The sequence below is a fragment of the Polaribacter sp. ALD11 genome (genome assembly GCF_002831685.1).
GTDB lineage: Bacteria > Bacteroidota > Bacteroidia > Flavobacteriales > Flavobacteriaceae > Polaribacter.
Genome location: NZ_CP025119.1, coordinates 1,217,660 through 1,235,998 on the forward strand (window position 1 = coordinate 1,217,660; position 18,339 = coordinate 1,235,998).

An 18,339-nucleotide genomic window follows, 5' to 3' on the forward strand; every position below is an offset into this window, starting at 1 on the left:
TTTATATAGCTTGTTTAATTAAGTATAGAATATACTCTAAATTATCATTATTTTTTATTACTAATTCATAATCTCCATTTCCCCAATGACCTGTATTTGATACATCACGCATTAGGTTTTTAGGGTCTTCTAATTTACCTTTTTGTAGATTGATAAATAGTTTAATACCCTTTTTAAGTGTAACAATATCAGCTATATTTTTATCCTTTTTAAAAGCTATGTATAGTTTTTTAGGCTCTAATTCAATATCATCTGCTAAGGCTAAAATAGCGTCTTTATAGGTTTCGTACAACTCTTTTACTTTATCTGGATAACTATCTAAATGAAATTCTTCTGTATATACTTTTATCTCTTTTGTAACTGCTTCTAATTGTGTATTGCTTGATGTAATTGGCTTGATGCTTTCTGCCGATTTACTTTTCTTTATTTGATCTACACTAATCAAATTGTTTTCATAACGTTTCACTTCCCACAACTCAATCGCTATATCTTTAAAATTTGTTGCTGCTCTTTGATTTTCTGTAAAACTTGTAGATACAAATACTACTCTTGTTTGACTCCAATCTACATCTGTACGTTTTAAGTTTTGTTTTAAAGTCTCGTTATATTCTACAATAAAATCAGCCTTATTTTCTAGCATTAAACTTAAATATGTAAATCCTTGGTCTACTACACTTATATTTTTACTTCTTTTATATTCAATTATTATAAATGCATTTGACTGTTTATCGTATGCTAAAGTATCTATACGTTTATTTTTAATAGAGAATTCTGATTTTACTAATTGTAAATCCATTAACTCATTTAAATTATTCTCAAAAAGCGATTGTATTTCTCTTTCTAATTTAAATGGTTTCTCTTTTAAAATACTAGTATATTCTTTTGATTTTAAGTTATATAAGTGCATTTTTTATTTTTCTATTAATACCATATTAACACTATCAAATTTAAATTTCACAATATCACCTGATAAAATTAATGTAACTACTTTATCAATAATTGGTCTTGGTGCAACAAACCATTCTCTTGGTGTTATCCTTTTTCCTTCATCATCAAAGACATCTACATTTAAACAAACATCTGCAAAGAAACGATGTATTAGATGCTCAAACTTTTGCGCCTCTATATTGTAGCAAGCGTACTTATCCAATAAATGAACATCTGCATACAAATAAGTAGATTCTTTAGAAGCATTTTTAATACGCTCATTTACATCAACAGATGAAAAGCCAATTTTATACAAATCATTAATTGCTGCTATATCTGGATTGGTAGATTTTGACCTTAATACATATACCCAACCTGTTTGAACATCTTCTTCATTTACAATATTTGCATTTTTAAAAAGTTCTTCTTCTGCATCTTTATCTGTATCTGAAACAATACTTCCGTTATTATATAATGCTTTTGCCAATGAGCGATAAAACATATTACTAACTGTACCATTTTCAAAAATAGTTATAGTCCTACCATCTTTTCTTGTTCTATCACCTATTTGCCTATCTTCTGAACCATCTTTTTCTAAAAATAACAATACACCATCTAAAACATAATATTTACCTTCTTCAAGGTTTTTTTCTACGTCTTTAAATTCTTTTAATTTACGTTTACCTTCTCTTAATTCTTTATGTACTTTTTTAAATTGTGTTTCATAAGGTGCAAAATCCTTATTACTCATTGCTTTTCTTCTTGCTGTAAAATCTGTTTCTGCTCTTTCTGATGCGCTCTTTACATTCTTCAACTTAAATATAGACAAGGTTTCATCTGTATCTAATATACCTAAATCATCATCATTTAATATATCTTCTACTGATTTTATTTCTTCTTTGGTATTTAAAAGATTATGTGAATCATAAGGTTTTAAAACCTCTACTTTTTTAGCATCTTTTCTTAATGCTTTTAATCTTGATAGTAGTTTAAACTCAGTTACATTAGTTGCTTCTGGTTCACGATTATTTTTTTCAAAAAAGACATTAATATCTTGGAACGATTCAATTAAGCGTTCATCTTCAGTTTTTACATTAGAGTTTTTGGCTTTAGAATCTAAAATTCCAAACTCATCATCATTAAATATATCTGCTAATATTTTCTTTTTACTCATTTGCTTGGGCTTTACGCTTTTGCTCTCTTAAAAATATGATTGCCTCTGCTAAACGTCTTTCTTGTGGGTCGAAAGATTGAATGCTTGGTTGTTCTCCTGTTTTTGCTATCCAGTTCTTTATTTTAGGCCACAATATAATTGCTTCTTCATCTGTCATTGTTATTCTTGTCGCCTCAATAGTTTCTTGAATTGCTTTAAATACTGATGCTGTTACAGATTTAGATAATATCTCAAATGCTTTTTGAAATGGATTGATTGTATCTATCAAATCAATATTAATATCATCAATATTAACAAAACTATCTGCCATACGAATAAAGCGTTTATCACCTACTTCTTCAATAGTACCATTTTTAATTACAGAATCTACAACTATATGTTGACGTACAGCTTCTACTTCTTCATCTGATAAGTCTGGATAGGTTTCTTTAATAATTTTAGGTATCAATACTTTATTAATAACTTCTGGGTCTACATTACCAGGCATTGCCTTTAGCATTGTATCATCTTGCATTATTTTTGCTTTCAAGTCATTAATATCACTTTCAATAATATCTTTTGCTCTTTGTGAACTTGGTAACTTAAAGCCATTTATTTTTATAGTATCATCGTCATCTTCTGAATCATCATCATCTTCGTCTGGAAATTTTGGTTTAAATTTAAAGTTAGGTGCTAATACCTGTTCCATTAATAATGATGCTGTAATAGCTTTTAGCATATTATTTACGGATAGTTTTACTAAATCATCTTCTGCATCAGGTTGCGCAATTAAATTAGTAAACTGTGAATGTGATTTATTTGCACTATCTCTTGTTGCCCTACCTATAATTTGAATAATTTCTGTTAATGAACCTCTATAACCAACCGTTAATGCGTGTTCACAATATGGCCAATCAAACCCTTCTTTTGCCATACCTAATGCTATGATAATATCTATATCATCTACACTTTTTACATTACGCAAATACTCTTGTATTTTATCTCTTTCTTTTTGAATATCATTAACAAGGTCTGCTATTTTTATAATTTTACCTGACTTTTTACTTTTGACATACAACACTCCTGTTTTAGGGTCTTGATAATCAATGTCACCAATTGTTTCAATAATTCTACCAACTTCTTGTTCTTTATCTTTTTCAGATTCACCTGAATTAACACTTGGTATGTGAACTATTGTTTTCTTATTTTCATCTAATATCTCGTGAATAGCAGAAGTATATTTCCCTTGATAAAAGTGATACCCAATACCTAATGATTTTAAATAATTATAGCCATTTAATTGTTGGTAATAATCATATTTAACTTTAGTAAACTTTGCTTCATCTTCTGGTAATAAAATAGGTACAGAATCTCCTCTAAAGAAAGAACCTGTCATTGCTACTACGTGCGCAGTAGATTTATCCATTATACTACTTAGTACAATACCCAATTTGTTATCGCCATCTACAGATACGTGATGAAATTCATCTATTGCCAATAAACAATCATTTAGTTGTTTTTCGTCTATTGCATCAAAAGCAAAACGTAAAGTAGCGTGTGTACATATTAGTATTTTTTCATCACTTTCTAAAAAGTTTAGAAATGCAGTTACTTTGCTTTTTTCTACACCAGGCGTACATAAATTATATCTTGGATTAGGTTGCCAATCTGCAAAAAAACCAAACTTCTTTAATTCTGTTTTAGCAAACGAACTACCAATAGACCTTTCGGGAACTGCTACAATTACCTTTTTAATATCTTGATTTATTAATTTATCTAAACCAATAAACATTAATGCACGAGATTTACCAGAAGCTGGCGGTGCTTTAATTAATAAATATTGAGCAGTACGAGCCTCGAATGCTTTTTGTTGCATTTCTCTCATACCATATTCATTGGTACTTTTACTTTTTCCTGTTTGTTGGTATTTTATGTGTACTATATCTGGCATAAATTAGGCTTTCTTTTTACGTGTTCTTTTTGGTTTTGCTAACAATGTATTTTTATTTATCATCTTTTCATATTCTTTAAAAAGATATTCTAAACGTTCTGTATCACTCTCAAATGGTTTTAAACGATAGCAACGCTCTATCGCTAAATCTAATTGATGATGCGCTTCTTTTAACCCTTTAGGCATTTTATCTGGGTCGTATAATTGCGCTAATGTTTTGCCTGAATGTTTTTCACGTTCTTCTAATACTTCAAAAACGTGTAGATTAATTTGCTCTTTTTGTTTTTGGCTTATTTCTGGAAAAGGAAATACGTTGTAGCAAATTGAGGAAGAATATCTATAGTCACCACGTAATCTACCAGCGACAGTACTAACCCAACACATATGAATTTTCGAACTAACTACACCAAAAACCCAAGTTTCACAATCATAAACAATCTGTGCAGAATTAGGAACTATTGTTTCAGAGCTTACAAAGCCAGTTGGGATATACCTTCTCCTTTGTGAAGAAACAACGGGAACTATAACTGATTGTGTAGTTGTTTCTTTAAACTCTCTAAATTGGTGAGAACTATTCGCTATATTATTTTGACCTTTATCAGTACTTTTTAATCTCTCTTCTCTCACTTGATTAATTCTTCTTGAGATTTCAGGTATTTGTTCCGCTTCGTTTAATGAATTATCCGAAATCCATAAACAATATCTAAAATCATTTTTAATAAATTCAGAAGAACCTACAAATGGTCTTATAAATTTAGCAGAAGTAGGCACATCTTTTATCAATTTCTCTTTTTCTTCAAAAGTCAATATTAAAGCATTGCAACACCCCGTATAATTACCTCTTACCATCGCAGGCAAACCGTTTATTGGTTTAGTTTTACTATTTACATAAATAGTTGGCGCTCCTGCCAAATAAGAATTTATATGGTTTACAGAATTTTTTAAATTATTCTCTAAATACAAGTTTTTTGGTGAATTATTTTTAACCCCAACACCAATAATAACGACTGTTACACCTGCACCTCCTTTTGCATTATTACTCCAATTAAATGAAGGATAAGCAAATTGAATTTCCAAATTATCCCCTAATACTAATGGCCATAAAATAGGGACTTGTTCACCTTGACATATAGAATTTGTAGAAACAAAAACATATTTATTTTTAGTATTTGTGATATAATTAGAGGCTAATAAAAACCAACAAGAAATATAATCAAGCTTCCCACTTTTCTTTATTAAATGAAAAACACTTTTCATTTCTTGTTTTTGAACCTTATCTTGATTACGTGTACCCAAATAAGGCGGATTCCCTAAAATATAAATTTCATCATTTTCATTTTTAGGACAGGTATCCTCCCAGTTTAAACGTGTGGCATTCCCTTGTGTAATATTACCTGCTTCTTTTAAAGGTAAGATAGGTTTTGCTCTACCAAAGTCATGTAACTCATCTACAAACTCTTTATTCATTTGGTGTTCAGCCAACCATAAAGAAAGTATAGCCATTTCGTGAGCAAAATCATCTAACTCAATACCATAAAATTGAGAAAGCTTCACTTCCGTAAACACAATAGATTGTTGAGATTCTAAATCGTGTATTTCTTGTAAAATTTGTATTTCTAGTTTTCTTAATTCTTTATAAGCAATAATTAAAAAATTACCACTACCACAAGCTGGGTCAAATATTTTAAGTTTAGATAGCCTGTAAATTAGCTGGCGTAATTTTTTAGCATTGCCTTTTTGCTTTTCAAACTCTTCATATAATTCATTTAGAAACAAAGGCTCAATCACTTTCATAATATTTGGAACAGAGGTATAATGCATACCTAAACCACTTCTGTAAGCAGGGTTTACCACTGCTTGTATCATTGAACCAAAAATATCTGGATTGATTTCGCTCCAATCTAAATCACCACATTCAATAATTATTTTACGTGCTTCTTTTGTGAATTTTGGTGATACTATTGTATCTCTAAATAAACCACCATTTACATACGGAAACTCTTTAAAAGGTGATGCTTCTGTGCTGTTGTCTTTTGTATTAAGAACTTTAAAAAGCCTATCTAAAAATGTATGTGTATCGCTACCATCTTTTTGAGTATGTTGCTCTAAGGTATCTGTAAACACTCCTTCAATCGAAAATATATCTGTGTCTTCTGCGAAAAAGCAAAATAATAAACGTGATAGAAAAATATTTAAGTTATGACCACCATCATCATAGATATTTGGGTTTTCTGTAACTAAAATATCATAGAGCTTCGCCATTTGGTAGGACGCTTTTCTATCTGCAAAATTCTCATTGGTTTGCGCATATTTTTCTTGACCTGCCCAAGGTAAAAAGAAACCAAAGTGTTTATGAATTTCAAGAATAGGTGTATCTAACGCTAAGCCTGTTCTTATATCTTTTGCTAATACTGTTTTATAATCGGTTACAATTACAAATCTTGGATTGTGTTTTAAAGAAGCTATATCTTTTGTTAATTCATCAATAGTATTTAAAAGTGAACCTGATATTACTTCTTTAAAAAGCATTTTACTTTTATATAGTACTTCACCTTCAATTTTAGATAAATTAAAATCTCCTTTCTTTAAACGTGTAATTGATGTTTTAGAAATACCGTACGCTTTCAGTAAGTCGAATATAAATTCTTTTTGGTTGAAGTTTTCAACTAATGCTGTTACGTTTTTTTCTATTTGGGATGCGTTCATTAATCTTTTTCTTTTTCATAATAATAACTATAAAAATATAAATATAATTTGGTTAAATAATGAGGTTTACCGTATTTAGTTTTTACCCCTGTTTTATGTTATATTACAAGTATTAAAATAGCGTGTATTTAAGATTCTTTTTTAATTGCTCATTTATGTAATTTAGATGTTTGTTATTTGATAGTTTCTTAATTCTATTATAAACAGTTCTTCTATTACCAAACGTCTCAAAATGGTCTATTTTATACTGTTTTAATATTTCTTGATTTTGAAATAATGCTAAAGTTTCTTTTTCTTTATTATTGAGTTTAGATAACGGAATGCTCTGTTTCTTTTCTATCTTTTCGTACTTATTCAATAACTCATCTGCTAACATTTTATATTTTTCCTTATCAATTAAATCTTTAACCGTGTAAATTCCAATGGAATTTTTACGCTTGTTTAGATTGCGTGTATATATTTCCAATTCAAACCTAAATAGTGGCTTACTTAACTTAATACGGTTGTGTGTTTTTACTTCAAAGGTTTTATCATAACCCTTTACGTTATAATCAGAGAGGTAGAACTTTTTACCGTATTGCTTATTAGCACCTAACATTGGTATTGGTGGTTTACCGTTTAAGCTCAACCAAGTATCTAGAATTGGTTTTGCTTCCTCTTCAATAACGACACCTACTGCTACATAATGAATATTAGCTTCATAAATATTAAAAGGCAATATGCTATCTAATTTTAGTAAAGCATCAACTACTTGTGAATAAATAAATGGTTCATAATTATTACCCATATACCATTTTTGTAGCGAGTTATTACAAAATATTGTATTACCTTTTAAACGTAAATCTAAATTGCTTACACTTGTTTTATAACCGTTTACTTTTTTAGTTTTATCATTATAAGTAGGACACCACTTTAACCCTTTCCAGATAAATGGTTTCTCTTTTTGTTCTAAAACTTCTATTGGTAAATTAGTTACACGATACTTAATTTTTATTGTGTCATACAAAACGATTACCTTTTATTTTTAAAGGCTTTGTTGTAGTTCTTATCTAGTAAGACTTCTACATCTTTCATTTTGTAGTAAATCTTACTACCTATTTGAGAAAATGATACTTTACCTTCATCTCTCCAAGTTTGAGCTGTTCTTTTACTAATATGCATTAGCTGAATAAACTCTTGATTGTCAAGAAAAACGTTTTGAGGTTTTTTTGAATTTTCTTCTAATTTACCGTTTAAGTTATCTAAACGATTTACTAAGTTGTTGTACTGTTCTGATGTTAAAATTACTGCTTCCATTTACTTCTGTTTTAAATGTTAATGATTTAAATATGAAGCAAATATGAGTCAACAAAGGAAGCTAAAACAGTTACATAAGGTTATATAACCCCAACCGAACTCCCTATAAACATTGAGTTTACCTTGAATTAATTTATTTTAATTTTCTAATATTTGATAACATTGTATGCAAGTGTTTCTCCCAAAATTCAATAGATTTTAATTCAGGTGTATTAAATTCGTTTCTTAATTTCTGAGTACTAATTCCTTTTTCAGAAGATTTTTTAGTTTGAAAATTAGCTGATATAAAACGAAATAATTCAGCATCAGATTTTGTATTAAATATTTTAGGTTTTAAATCATTTATCATTTTAAATATTAATGATAATTGAGGAACAGAAAGGTCTGTTTTAAGTTTATCTATTTTATTAGAAATATTATCTTCTCCTACTTTTACTTTATCCTGTTTTGCTAATTCTGATTTTATTATTCCCTGCATTTCATAAATTGAATAAAATTCAAAAGGAAAGAGTAATCTTTCTTTATCTATGTAAGTAACAACTTCACCTTCTTTTCTACCTAATATACCTAAACTTAAATGCTTACGGATATAGCCTAAACGCATCAAATCTTCTTCTGAGTTTCCTCTTTTTCTTACCCTCTCCAACTCTTCTTCTACTTGTTCAAAAGAATAATTACTTTCATATTCATCTTTTTCTGCAAAAACATAAACTTCTATATCGTGATGGAAATACTTTAAAGATGTAGCATCTAAATTTGTTTGCTCTTTAACAATGTTGAATAATTGTAAACGTGTCAAGTCTTTTGACCTTACATCATCAAGTAATTTATAAATATCATTATCATCATCCTGTTCAGTTTTCTCATATTCCTTTTGCAATTTTTCTGATTCTACTGCTTTTAAAATAGACTTATAGCTTATTAATTTATCTCCAACAATCATATATTTAATAAAATCACTTATCTGTATGTTATCAATTCCATACACATTAGACTCTATTAAAACCTCCCAAAAATACTCACTCTCATTTTCTATTGATTCTATATTAGAAAATTTATTTTCTAATAGGTTTTCGCAAACTTCAATGAGTGTAGAAGATACATAGTTTTTAATTATTAGTTCTCTATACTGATGATAATCACCATTACCAATATCAAATTCACTTGGATTAATGTAAGCTGTTATATATACAGAAATATCAGCAGGACAATTTGCTAATTTCTTCTGCTGCTTCTTAATCATCTTTTTTGTTAATTTTTCTTTCTCTTCATCATTAAGACAAGATGCGAATAACATTCTATCCTTATCCGTTTTTTCATAAATTCCAGATGAAATTTGATTTTCAATTTGTTTAACACTTTTTTCAAGTATCAATAATTCTTCTTTAGAAAACTCTCTCATAACTTAATTGATGTATTTATCTACTGCTTTATCTAATTCACTACTTATAATTTTTGCATATACTTGTGTTATTCCAATATCTGAATGGTCCATAAGTTTAGATACGTATTCTATTCTCATACCATTGTTTAACGCTCTGGTAGCAAATGTATGTCTACTAATATGAAATGTTAAGGAGAAAGGTAATTCTAAACTTTTACCCATTCTTGTTAAATACATACTGCTTAATGCAATTGCTTGCCCTACAACTTTTGCTCTTCGCTCTCTATCTATAAAATAATCTTTATCAATATTTGCGAAAGGAAATATTATATCATCCTGTTTAGTATCTGATGTTTTATATTTCTCTAAAATATCAATAGCCTTTTGACCTATCTTTATACTATGCTGCCTATTCGTTTTACGAATATTTTTTGTTATTTTTTGCTCTTTAGAATTGTAATTATTCCATTTTAACTCGATTACATCACCAAACCTTAAACCACCTGCAAAGACTGAAAAGATAAACATATCTTTTATAACTTGTGCTCTTGCTTTACCAGAAACCTCTAATTTAATAAAAGCATCTAATTGTTCTGCTGTTAAATAACGTTTTGTACTCTTTGCTTTTTTTACTTTAAACTTACTGAAAGGAAAATGACTTAAAGGCACTAAGTCCTCTCTCTGCGCCTCTTTAAACATTAAGTTAAGAATCTTTAAAGAAAAATTTATAGTCGTGTTATTATTACCTAAAGTAGTGCTACAGTAACCTGCATAATCTTTTAAAGCAGTTACCGTAATATCTTCAAACATTAAATCTTTATGACCTATATATTTTTCAAACTTTTTAAGATAGTTTTTGTAGTTATTATAAGTTGATAACGCAAGTGTGTCTTTTTGTTTTTCACAACGGTTATATGAATACTCAAAGAAATTAGTTAATGGCTTCCCTTTTATTGCTTCTTTTAATTTTCGTGCTGATGCAGATTTATTTTTTCTTTCTAAGTCTGCAACATCTCCTTTTGCATCCGCTACTTTTTGAGATATAAAAGCATTTAATCTTGAAGAATTACTGTGATTCTTTTTAACTTTTTGTTTATCTTCATCCCATTCATTTGGGTTTAATTTTAAACTCAAAGAAATAAATTTTGTTTTACGGTCTTTTATTAATCTAATATATAAAGGTGCTTCACCTGATTTATCTATCTTGTTTTTTTTAAGAATTAATTTTATTGAAGACATAACATATTGATTTATAGATAGTGCAATAGGCTGCAAACCTACACCAAGGTACAACATTAGGTACAACAAACAATGCGTTTTATTGTATTTAATTACATTACTTTGCATTATGAAAAACAACAAAACCCTTTATTTATAAGGATTTAATAGAAATATAAAGAAAATGAATATAATAACTAGACAACACCGTGTATAAAAAATTGCTTATTTTTAGCTTAACCAAAGTTAGTTGCATTTTTGTAAACTCCTATTTTCCTGCGGAAAATAGCCGTTCACTTTAAACGCAACTTTCCATAACACAACAACGTTACCCAACATTTGAAAAAAAACCGAACTCAACCAAAAAACATAAGAAATAATGGATTTAGAAAATGAATATCTTAATGAAAAGAAGCCAGAAAATTTTTAAAATTATATACTGGAATTGATTATGTTTTTGCTCAAGGAGCTCACAGAAAATGGGGAAAATCCGATAAAGTAAAATTAGAAAGCAAATCGCCTTATTATCAAATAATGCCAGATGTTTTTGATGATGGCTTTTTTGAATGGTATGTGTCTGAAAGGTCAGGTCAACAATTTTTTGAGTTACGTGAAACTTGCATTATTCACTTCTTGAATTATAGAAAAATATGGTTAAGTTTAAAATCTAAATAAACGATATGAAATTCTATGCTTTAATGCCTAAAAGTCTGAAACCGTATTACAAAGCGGAATTAGACAAATACGGAACTGAATACTCAAACGGAAATTTAAAAAGTGCGTGGAATCATTTGGAAAGAGCGCACATAATCGGACAAAAATATCCTTACGCTCATACTTTTGCACATTGGAAAATGTTACAATTCGGAATTAAAATCAAAAGCGGAAAAGAAATAATCGGACAAATTCCACGTCTAATTTTGGAGGTGTAAAATCGTTTGTTGGAAAAATTCCAGTTGGAAATCCTGGAGGAGCGAATGTCCCACCTTTAAAACATTTCCGATTGAAAAGGAATTGCAAGATATTTTTGCAAAAGCAGGAATTAATTTAATCTGAAAATAAAAAACGTTGGGTAACACCGTATATAATTTATTGCTGGCTTCTTGCCTACTTACGAAAGTCCTCGCGGACTTTCTTGGTCGGTAATTATTTACTAAATTAGTTGCTTGAAACACGCAACAAATCATATACAACAACGTTGGCATTCATTGACAAGCGAACTCAAAAAAACGAAAATTATGGAAGAATTAAAATTACATTCTTTTGGACAAAATGACCATATTGAATCTCTAAAGAAAAATTACAATTCTTTAAAAGAGAAAATTAAAGGAAATAAGCTTTTGACGGAAAAAGAAAAAATTGTTGAGCAAAAACGCTTAACAGAACATTTAAAAAAAGAAAAGAAAAATTCTGAATATAATCTTTACTAAATTTGAATTTTACTTAAATCGTCAAATCTCAAACTAAACTGAAAAACAAAACCTGAATCGAATGCAGAATTTAGCAAGTTGCGGAATTGTTCACTCAATCGAAATTGAAAAATATTACGAAATAAAACGCTGTCTGAATTCACTCAAATGCTGAAAAAGCAGAAAACGGAATTTAGCCAAATAAAATTATAAACATAAAATATGAAAATCACAAAAAGAGATGTCGCTTTTTTCCTTTTAGGAATCTTTACAATATTTATAATTGAATCAGTTATGGATTGGGAAGGAACTAAAAAATCTTTTAAAGATGGGTTTAATGATGGCAAAGGTAATTTTGAAAAAGTTGAATAAAAAACTGAATAAAATTAGAAGTCTGAATAAAAACAACGAAATGCCAACACCGTATAAAATTAATTGCTGGTTTTAGCCAATTTACGAAAGTCCTCTCGGACTTTCTATCTGTGTTTTATTTGCTAACTTTGGTGCTTAAACCACGCAACTAATCTTATACAACAACGTTGGCAATAATAAAAAACTGAAAGAATTGAAAAAATTGAAAGAATTGAAAGAATTGAATAAAAATGAAACACTTACGAACCTATTATGGACCGTATTTGGAATAATTACTGGAATTAGTTATTACTCAAAAGCTGAATATTGGATTAGCGGGGTTACGTTTTTACTCGGAATTATATATTGTTATAAATTGATTATATCAATTATAAAAAATCGAACTGAACCCTGAAAAAGTCTTTTATAATTTCCAATAATACGGAATTGAGTAATTTTCATGGAAATAAATTTAAAGATCTAAATTATTACGAAATTATCACAAAATAGGAATTGAGCAAGTTGTGTAATCTAAAATAATGAAAAAATTAAGGTAGGAGAAATTTAGAAAATAAAACATGAAATTAGAAATGCGGAGAAATTACTATTGCCAACACCGTATAAACTTTATTGCGGGTTTTGGCTCACTTGGGAAATTCCTTCGGAATTTCGCCGTTCGTATTTTATTTAGTAAATCCACTACTTAACCACGCAACAAAGCTTATACATCAACGTTGGCAAAAACTGGTTGAAAGTCGCCAAAAAAACATAAGTTATTTAAATAAAGGTTTTGCTTAAAATTTGTGATTCAAAATTCTTTAATCTTATTACGTCGAAAAAACAAAAATTTAGAATATTGAAAACTCTCTCGCTCGTTAAAATTTGTAAAAATGGGAAAGTATTAGAATTTTAATAACAAGAATTTACTCAAACGCTGAAAAACCAAAATTGCGGAATTTAGTAAAATACTGGAATTCTTACTCAAGTTCTGAATTTAGCAAGTTTGCGGAATTGAACAAATTGTGGAATTTTTACTCTTGTGAAAAATTAGAGCAAAATCCCAAAGTAAAAAATTAAACACTTTTAAAAGAAAAATTTAGAACTGTATCTTATAAAAAAAGGAAAATATTTTAAGAAGAAGTAGAAAATTATAGAAAAAATTAAGCAGAAATTAAAATACGCATTTGCCAACACCGTTTATAAAAAATTGCTAAATTAGTGCTTAACTAAAAGTTCGTTGCGTTTTTATGTACTTCTGATTTTCCGTTGGAAAATCCTCGCACACAAAACCGCAACTTTCCATAAACAAACTCGTTGGTGCCAATATAAAACTGAATCCAAGTAATTCTATGAAAATTTAGGAAAAATGAAAAAACAGGTAAATATTGACTCCTTAAAATCGCTTGAAAAATCAATCAAATTAAGATTTGAACTTATGAAAGAATCTGACAGAGGTTGTGTTCTAATGGCAACTTCTTTTTTAGATTATGAACTTGAGGAAATGTTCAAAGATTATTTAATTGGAAGTAAAAAAACATTAGATGAAATGTTAAGTGGTCAAGGAAGTTTAGCAACATTCTCTTCAAGAATAAGATTAGCATTTTCATTGGGTTTAATTTCAAAAAGAACAATGGATGATTTGAATATTATAAGGAAAATCAGAAATGAATGTGGTCATAATTATGAGAGTATTTCTTTAGAAGAGAAAGTCATAAAACAACGAATATATTCTCTCAAAACATCAATTTACTCTGGAGATAGAAAAATTAAACCAAGAAAGATATTTATTAATAATGTTTATATGTTACTTGGTGAAATTCAAGGCCGAAAACTTGAATTAACAAAAGTAGAAGAATTAACTAAAAATTATTCTGACATAATTTCATTAGATGAAAACAAATTACATATAAATGAAATTATAAAAAAAGCCAAAAAAATTCACGGTGAAAATATTTCAAATGAACAATTAATGAAATTTATTGAAGAAGTTCATTTTGAAACTATAAATATTATGAAAAACAAAATCAAAGATAAAGCAGATACGAATATTTAATATTCCGAAAAAAATACTGGCACCAACACCGTGTAAAATTAATTGCTGGTTTTAGCCAATTTACGAAAGTCCTCGCGGACTTTCTATCTGTGATTTATTTACTAACTTTAGTGTTTAAAACACGCAACTAATCTTACACAACAACGTTGTAGGCAATTTGACAAAACCATTAACTAAAATAGAATGAATTTTATTTATAGACTTTTACTGACATTCAATGCTACATCTTTAATAATTGTAATTTATCTAGTAAAAGAACAAGTATTAATAAACGATTTTCATTGTAAACTATATTGTTTACCGAATTACATTTCCTATGCTCTATACTTTTTAATTCCTATTATTTTGACATTTGTGAGTTTATTAATAGCTAAATATTTAGGAGAAGACAACATATCAAAAGGAACAATAAAAAGTATTGAACAGGCTAATAATGCATTCTTGCCAAGTTACTTAGGCTATTTTTTCGTTGCTCTAAGTATTCCCTATGTCGATACTTTAATTTTTGTTTTTGCAATTTTATTTGTTTTTACTTTCTTATCACAAACATTATATTTTAATCCATTATTCCTAATTTTTAAATATCATTTTTATTATTTAACAACGACTAACGAAATAAAAATTTTCGTTATAACTCGTAAAATACTAAAAGACCCTAAAAACACAGAATTTGAGAAATTAAAAAGAATTAATGACTTTACTTTTATTGACTTAACTTAAAAAAATATGAACCACTTACTCGCCAAAAAATCAATAAGAAACGGACAAATTGTAAAACTAATGTCTGGCGAAAATATCTTTGATTTACCAAACGATTTAGACAATCCACACGCTTATGACACTAACTACAAATTGGAGGATGATGAATGGTTTGCAATCACCAATTTTTCAGAAACCGAATACTCAATAGATTTGATTACTAACGATTTTAATTCAGCCGAATTTAACCAAATTACAAACGCTGACTATTCTCGATTAAGTTACTTATGTTCATATCAAAGCAATCGCTATTATTATTTTCAAAAATTATCAAAGAGTCAAACAGTAAATCGAAAATGGTTTCACATATCAAACGAACCTGAATTACAAACTGACAATCCTATAATAATTATAAAAGATTTAGCAGATGCTATTTATGATAAAATTAACGACATATTATATTTTAAAAAATTAACTTCAATTACAACTATTTTTAGTGGAATAGGGACTTTATATCGTGAAGCAACAGAAGAAGATACTGCTACCTTTTTAGAAAATGATTTTATTAATTTAACAGACGATTATAGTGCTGAAAGAGTGCAAAAAGCAAATCGTAAACGTATCGCTATGGCAATGGATACTTTTAATAATTTTAGTAACGCACAAAAAACATCAATTTATGATTATATAAAAGTGTATTGCGAAGATTTAGAGTTTTCAGAAGAAGATAAATGCTTTGATATTGGAAATGAACAGAGTCTAAAATTATTAATGTTTGGAATCGAACAAAGATATTACACTACACCAATTGGGAATGAAAAAAGAGTAGCGAATTCAATAACAGCAATCGGATAAAAAACTGCCTACAACACCGTATATAATTTATTGCTGGCTTCTTGCCTACTTGCGAAAGTCCTCGCGGACTTTCTTGGTTGGTAATTATTTACTAAATTAGTTGCTTAAAACACGCAACAAACCATATACAAAAACGTTACCAAAAATAGCTCAATCACTCAAATCCTGAATTTAAAATTGCGGAACACTCTCTGAAGATTGGAAAATTCTGAAAGAATTTTGTTTACATTTTTGAGAATTTAGAAAAATAAAAAGTAAAAACTGAGCAGTGTGGAATTGAGCAAAATGCGGAGTAAAATCTGTGTAAAATTATCTTTAAAACGAAAACTCAGAAAGGCTGAGAATTTCTTTAAAATCAAAAAAAAAAGTAAAAATTATTGGCGGAATTAAGCATGTAAGAAAACACTCAAACGCTGAAAAACCAAAATTGCGGAATTGAGCAAGATGTGGAATTAAAATATTGGCGGAATTTTCACTCGAACGCTGAATTTAGAAAATAATAAGAAAAATTGGAAAATAAAAAAACTACTTTTGGTAACACCGTGTATAAAAAATTGCTTATTTTTAGCTTAATCGAAGGCAGTTGCATTTTTACTCACTTCAATTTTCCTGCGGAAAATAGCCGTTCATAAAAATCGCAACTTTCCATAACACAACAACGTTGCCACCAATTTGAATGAAAATCAGAAATCCAATATATTCATTTAGTATAATAGTCTTCCTTTTCGGAATTTTCATATTCTTAATTATGGGATTTTGGGGAATTGGAGCTATACTTTGGTTGTTTGGAATTTATTCAATTTTAGTATTAACAAGTTTTCTACTTAAAAAATTTAAAGTCAAATACCGACAAATTATTGAATGGACTTTAATATTTGTCTATGTTCTGTCCCACACTTTGTACCATTTAAATTGGGACGTTGGAAGTGAAATTTATTTCACAAATGAAAATGAACCTTTTGTTGGAAAAAATCAGAGTTTTATAATAGTTTTCGGAATAGAGAACCAACCAAAACTCGAAAGTAATTATTTTACAAATAATAAAATATTAATTCCCGAAAATGGAATTTTACTTACTTCTTCAAAAAAGGAAACATTTAAGCATAGATATAGATTTCCTGTAGTTGGTAGTGGAGAAAAGTTTTCAGCAACTTACTTTGAGCAATATAATTGTTACGGAGAAAAAAATTACAAATTTAATTACGTTGTTGGAACAATAAGCGATTTGGGAGAAGTTGACTATAGTTACAGAGATTCAATTGGAGATTTAATTTGTGAAAAACTCAAAAATGAAAATTTTAAAAACAATCTAAAAGCAGGTTATGAAAACGGAAATTATCTTGACCAAAAAGAGGTTTTAATAAATTATCAGAATCTGACTAAACTTCCAAACGGACTTTTAGAGTTGAGAAATCTTGAGTATTTAAATGTGCATTCTAATAAACTGAAAGTATTTCCTAAAAGTATTTTAGAGTTTCCGAAACTTAAAAGACTGACAATTGGATATAATGAAATTAAAGCAATTCCTGAATGGATTGGCGGAATTAAAAATTTAGAAAGTCTTGCAGTAAATGGAAATGATTTGACTTCAATTCCTGATACATTATTGACTTTGCCGAAACTGAATTATTTACTAATAAGAGAAAATGATTTTAACGAATTGGAAATAAAAGGAACAATTGAAAAATTTGAACAAAAAGGAGTGAAAGTTCAATATGAATAAAAAACTGGTGGCAACACCGTATATAATTTATTGCTGGCTTTTTGCCTACTTGCGAAAGTCCTCGAGGACTTTCTCGGTCAATAATTATTTACTAAATTAGTTGCTTGAAACACGCAACAAACCATATACAACAACGTTGGCAAAAACTGGTTGAAAGTCGCCAAAAAAACATAAGTTATTTAAATAAAGGTTTTGCCTAAAATTTCTGATTCAAAATTCTTTAATCTTATTACGTCGAAAAAACAAAAATTTAGAATATTGAAAACTCTCTCGCTCGTTAAAATTTGTAAAAATGGGAAAGTATTAGAATTTTAATAACAAGAATTTACTCAAACGCTGAAAAACCAAAATTGCGGAATTTAGTAAAATACTGGAATTCTTACTCAAGTTCTGAATTTAGCAAGTTTGCGGAATTGAACAAATTGTGGAATTTTTACTCTTGTGAAAAATTGGAGCAAAATCCCAAAGTAAAAAATTAAACACTTTTAAAAGAAAAATTTAGAACTGTATCTTATAAAAAAAGGAAAATAATTTAAGAAGAAGTAGAAAATTATAGAAAAAATTAAGCGGAAATTAAAATACGCATTTGCCAACACCGTTTATAAAAAAATGCT

14 protein-coding genes and 1 pseudogene are annotated in these 18,339 nt (G+C 28.5%); 7 read left to right on the plus strand and 8 right to left on the minus strand.

Annotated elements, in window-relative coordinates:
- Position 1: 1 nt before the first annotated feature.
- From CW731_RS05485 to CW731_RS05520, 8 genes are all read right to left on the minus strand, one after another.
- Positions 2 to 907 carry a DUF5655 domain-containing protein gene (locus CW731_RS05485; protein WP_100945783.1) on the minus strand — a complete coding sequence of 302 codons (906 nt, stop codon included), beginning with the start codon at positions 905 to 907 and terminating at the stop codon, positions 2 to 4.
- Positions 908 to 910: 3 nt separating this feature from the next.
- Positions 911 to 2,101, minus strand: a complete 1,191-nt coding sequence (locus CW731_RS05490; RefSeq protein ID WP_100945784.1) for a GIY-YIG nuclease family protein — start codon at positions 2,099 to 2,101, stop codon at positions 911 to 913.
- Positions 2,094 to 4,031: a DEAD/DEAH box helicase gene (locus tag CW731_RS05495; protein WP_100945785.1), complete on the minus strand. Its 1,938-nt coding sequence runs from the start codon at positions 4,029 to 4,031 to the stop codon at positions 2,094 to 2,096. The genes CW731_RS05490 and CW731_RS05495 overlap by 8 nt, the downstream gene beginning before the upstream one ends.
- Positions 4,032 to 4,034: 3 nt before the next feature.
- Positions 4,035 to 6,737 carry a DNA methyltransferase gene (locus CW731_RS05500; RefSeq protein ID WP_100945786.1) on the minus strand — a complete coding sequence of 901 codons (2,703 nt, stop codon included), beginning with the start codon at positions 6,735 to 6,737 and terminating at the stop codon, positions 4,035 to 4,037.
- A gap of 112 nt (positions 6,738 to 6,849) precedes the next feature.
- Positions 6,850 to 7,743: a hypothetical protein gene (locus tag CW731_RS05505; RefSeq protein ID WP_100945787.1), complete on the minus strand. Its 894-nt coding sequence runs from the start codon at positions 7,741 to 7,743 to the stop codon at positions 6,850 to 6,852.
- Positions 7,744 to 7,748: 5 nt separating this feature from the next.
- On the minus strand, positions 7,749 to 8,033 hold the full coding sequence (locus CW731_RS05510) for a helix-turn-helix domain-containing protein (protein ID WP_100945788.1): 285 nt from the start codon (positions 8,031 to 8,033) through the stop codon (positions 7,749 to 7,751).
- Positions 8,034 to 8,166: 133 nt separating this feature from the next.
- Positions 8,167 to 9,435, minus strand: a complete 1,269-nt coding sequence (locus CW731_RS05515; protein ID WP_100945789.1) for a hypothetical protein — start codon at positions 9,433 to 9,435, stop codon at positions 8,167 to 8,169.
- Between the two features lie 3 nt (positions 9,436 to 9,438).
- On the minus strand, positions 9,439 to 10,656 hold the full coding sequence (locus CW731_RS05520) for a site-specific integrase (protein ID WP_100947638.1): 1,218 nt from the start codon (positions 10,654 to 10,656) through the stop codon (positions 9,439 to 9,441).
- A 659-nt stretch (positions 10,657 to 11,315) separates the two neighbouring features.
- Between CW731_RS05520 and CW731_RS05525 the strand changes: the two are divergent.
- The 7 genes and pseudogenes from CW731_RS05525 (at position 11,316) to CW731_RS05555 (ending at position 17,725) form a co-directional block, all read left to right on the plus strand.
- Positions 11,316 to 11,691: pseudogene (locus tag CW731_RS05525) on the plus strand (DUF3703 domain-containing protein).
- A 182-nt stretch (positions 11,692 to 11,873) separates the two neighbouring features.
- The gene (locus tag CW731_RS05530; protein WP_100945790.1) at positions 11,874 to 12,065 is read left to right on the plus strand and encodes a hypothetical protein; all 192 of its coding nucleotides are present in this window, start codon (positions 11,874 to 11,876) and stop codon (positions 12,063 to 12,065) included.
- 201 nt (positions 12,066 to 12,266) lie between these two features.
- A complete protein-coding gene (locus CW731_RS15555; RefSeq protein ID WP_157812194.1) occupies positions 12,267 to 12,416 on the plus strand; it encodes a hypothetical protein in 150 nt (49 codons plus the stop codon).
- Between the two features lie 1,345 nt (positions 12,417 to 13,761).
- Positions 13,762 to 14,448, plus strand: a complete 687-nt coding sequence (locus tag CW731_RS05540) for an MltR family transcriptional regulator (RefSeq protein WP_100945792.1) — start codon at positions 13,762 to 13,764, stop codon at positions 14,446 to 14,448.
- Positions 14,449 to 14,802: 354 nt separating this feature from the next.
- Complete coding sequence (locus tag CW731_RS05545; RefSeq protein ID WP_232734732.1) at positions 14,803 to 15,168, plus strand: hypothetical protein; 366 nt, start codon at positions 14,803 to 14,805, stop codon at positions 15,166 to 15,168.
- 6 nt (positions 15,169 to 15,174) lie between these two features.
- Positions 15,175 to 16,002: a hypothetical protein gene (locus CW731_RS05550; protein WP_100945794.1), complete on the plus strand. Its 828-nt coding sequence runs from the start codon at positions 15,175 to 15,177 to the stop codon at positions 16,000 to 16,002.
- 676 nt (positions 16,003 to 16,678) lie between these two features.
- Complete coding sequence (locus CW731_RS05555; RefSeq protein WP_157812195.1) at positions 16,679 to 17,725, plus strand: leucine-rich repeat domain-containing protein; 1,047 nt, start codon at positions 16,679 to 16,681, stop codon at positions 17,723 to 17,725.
- Positions 17,726 to 18,339: the final 614 nt, after the last annotated feature.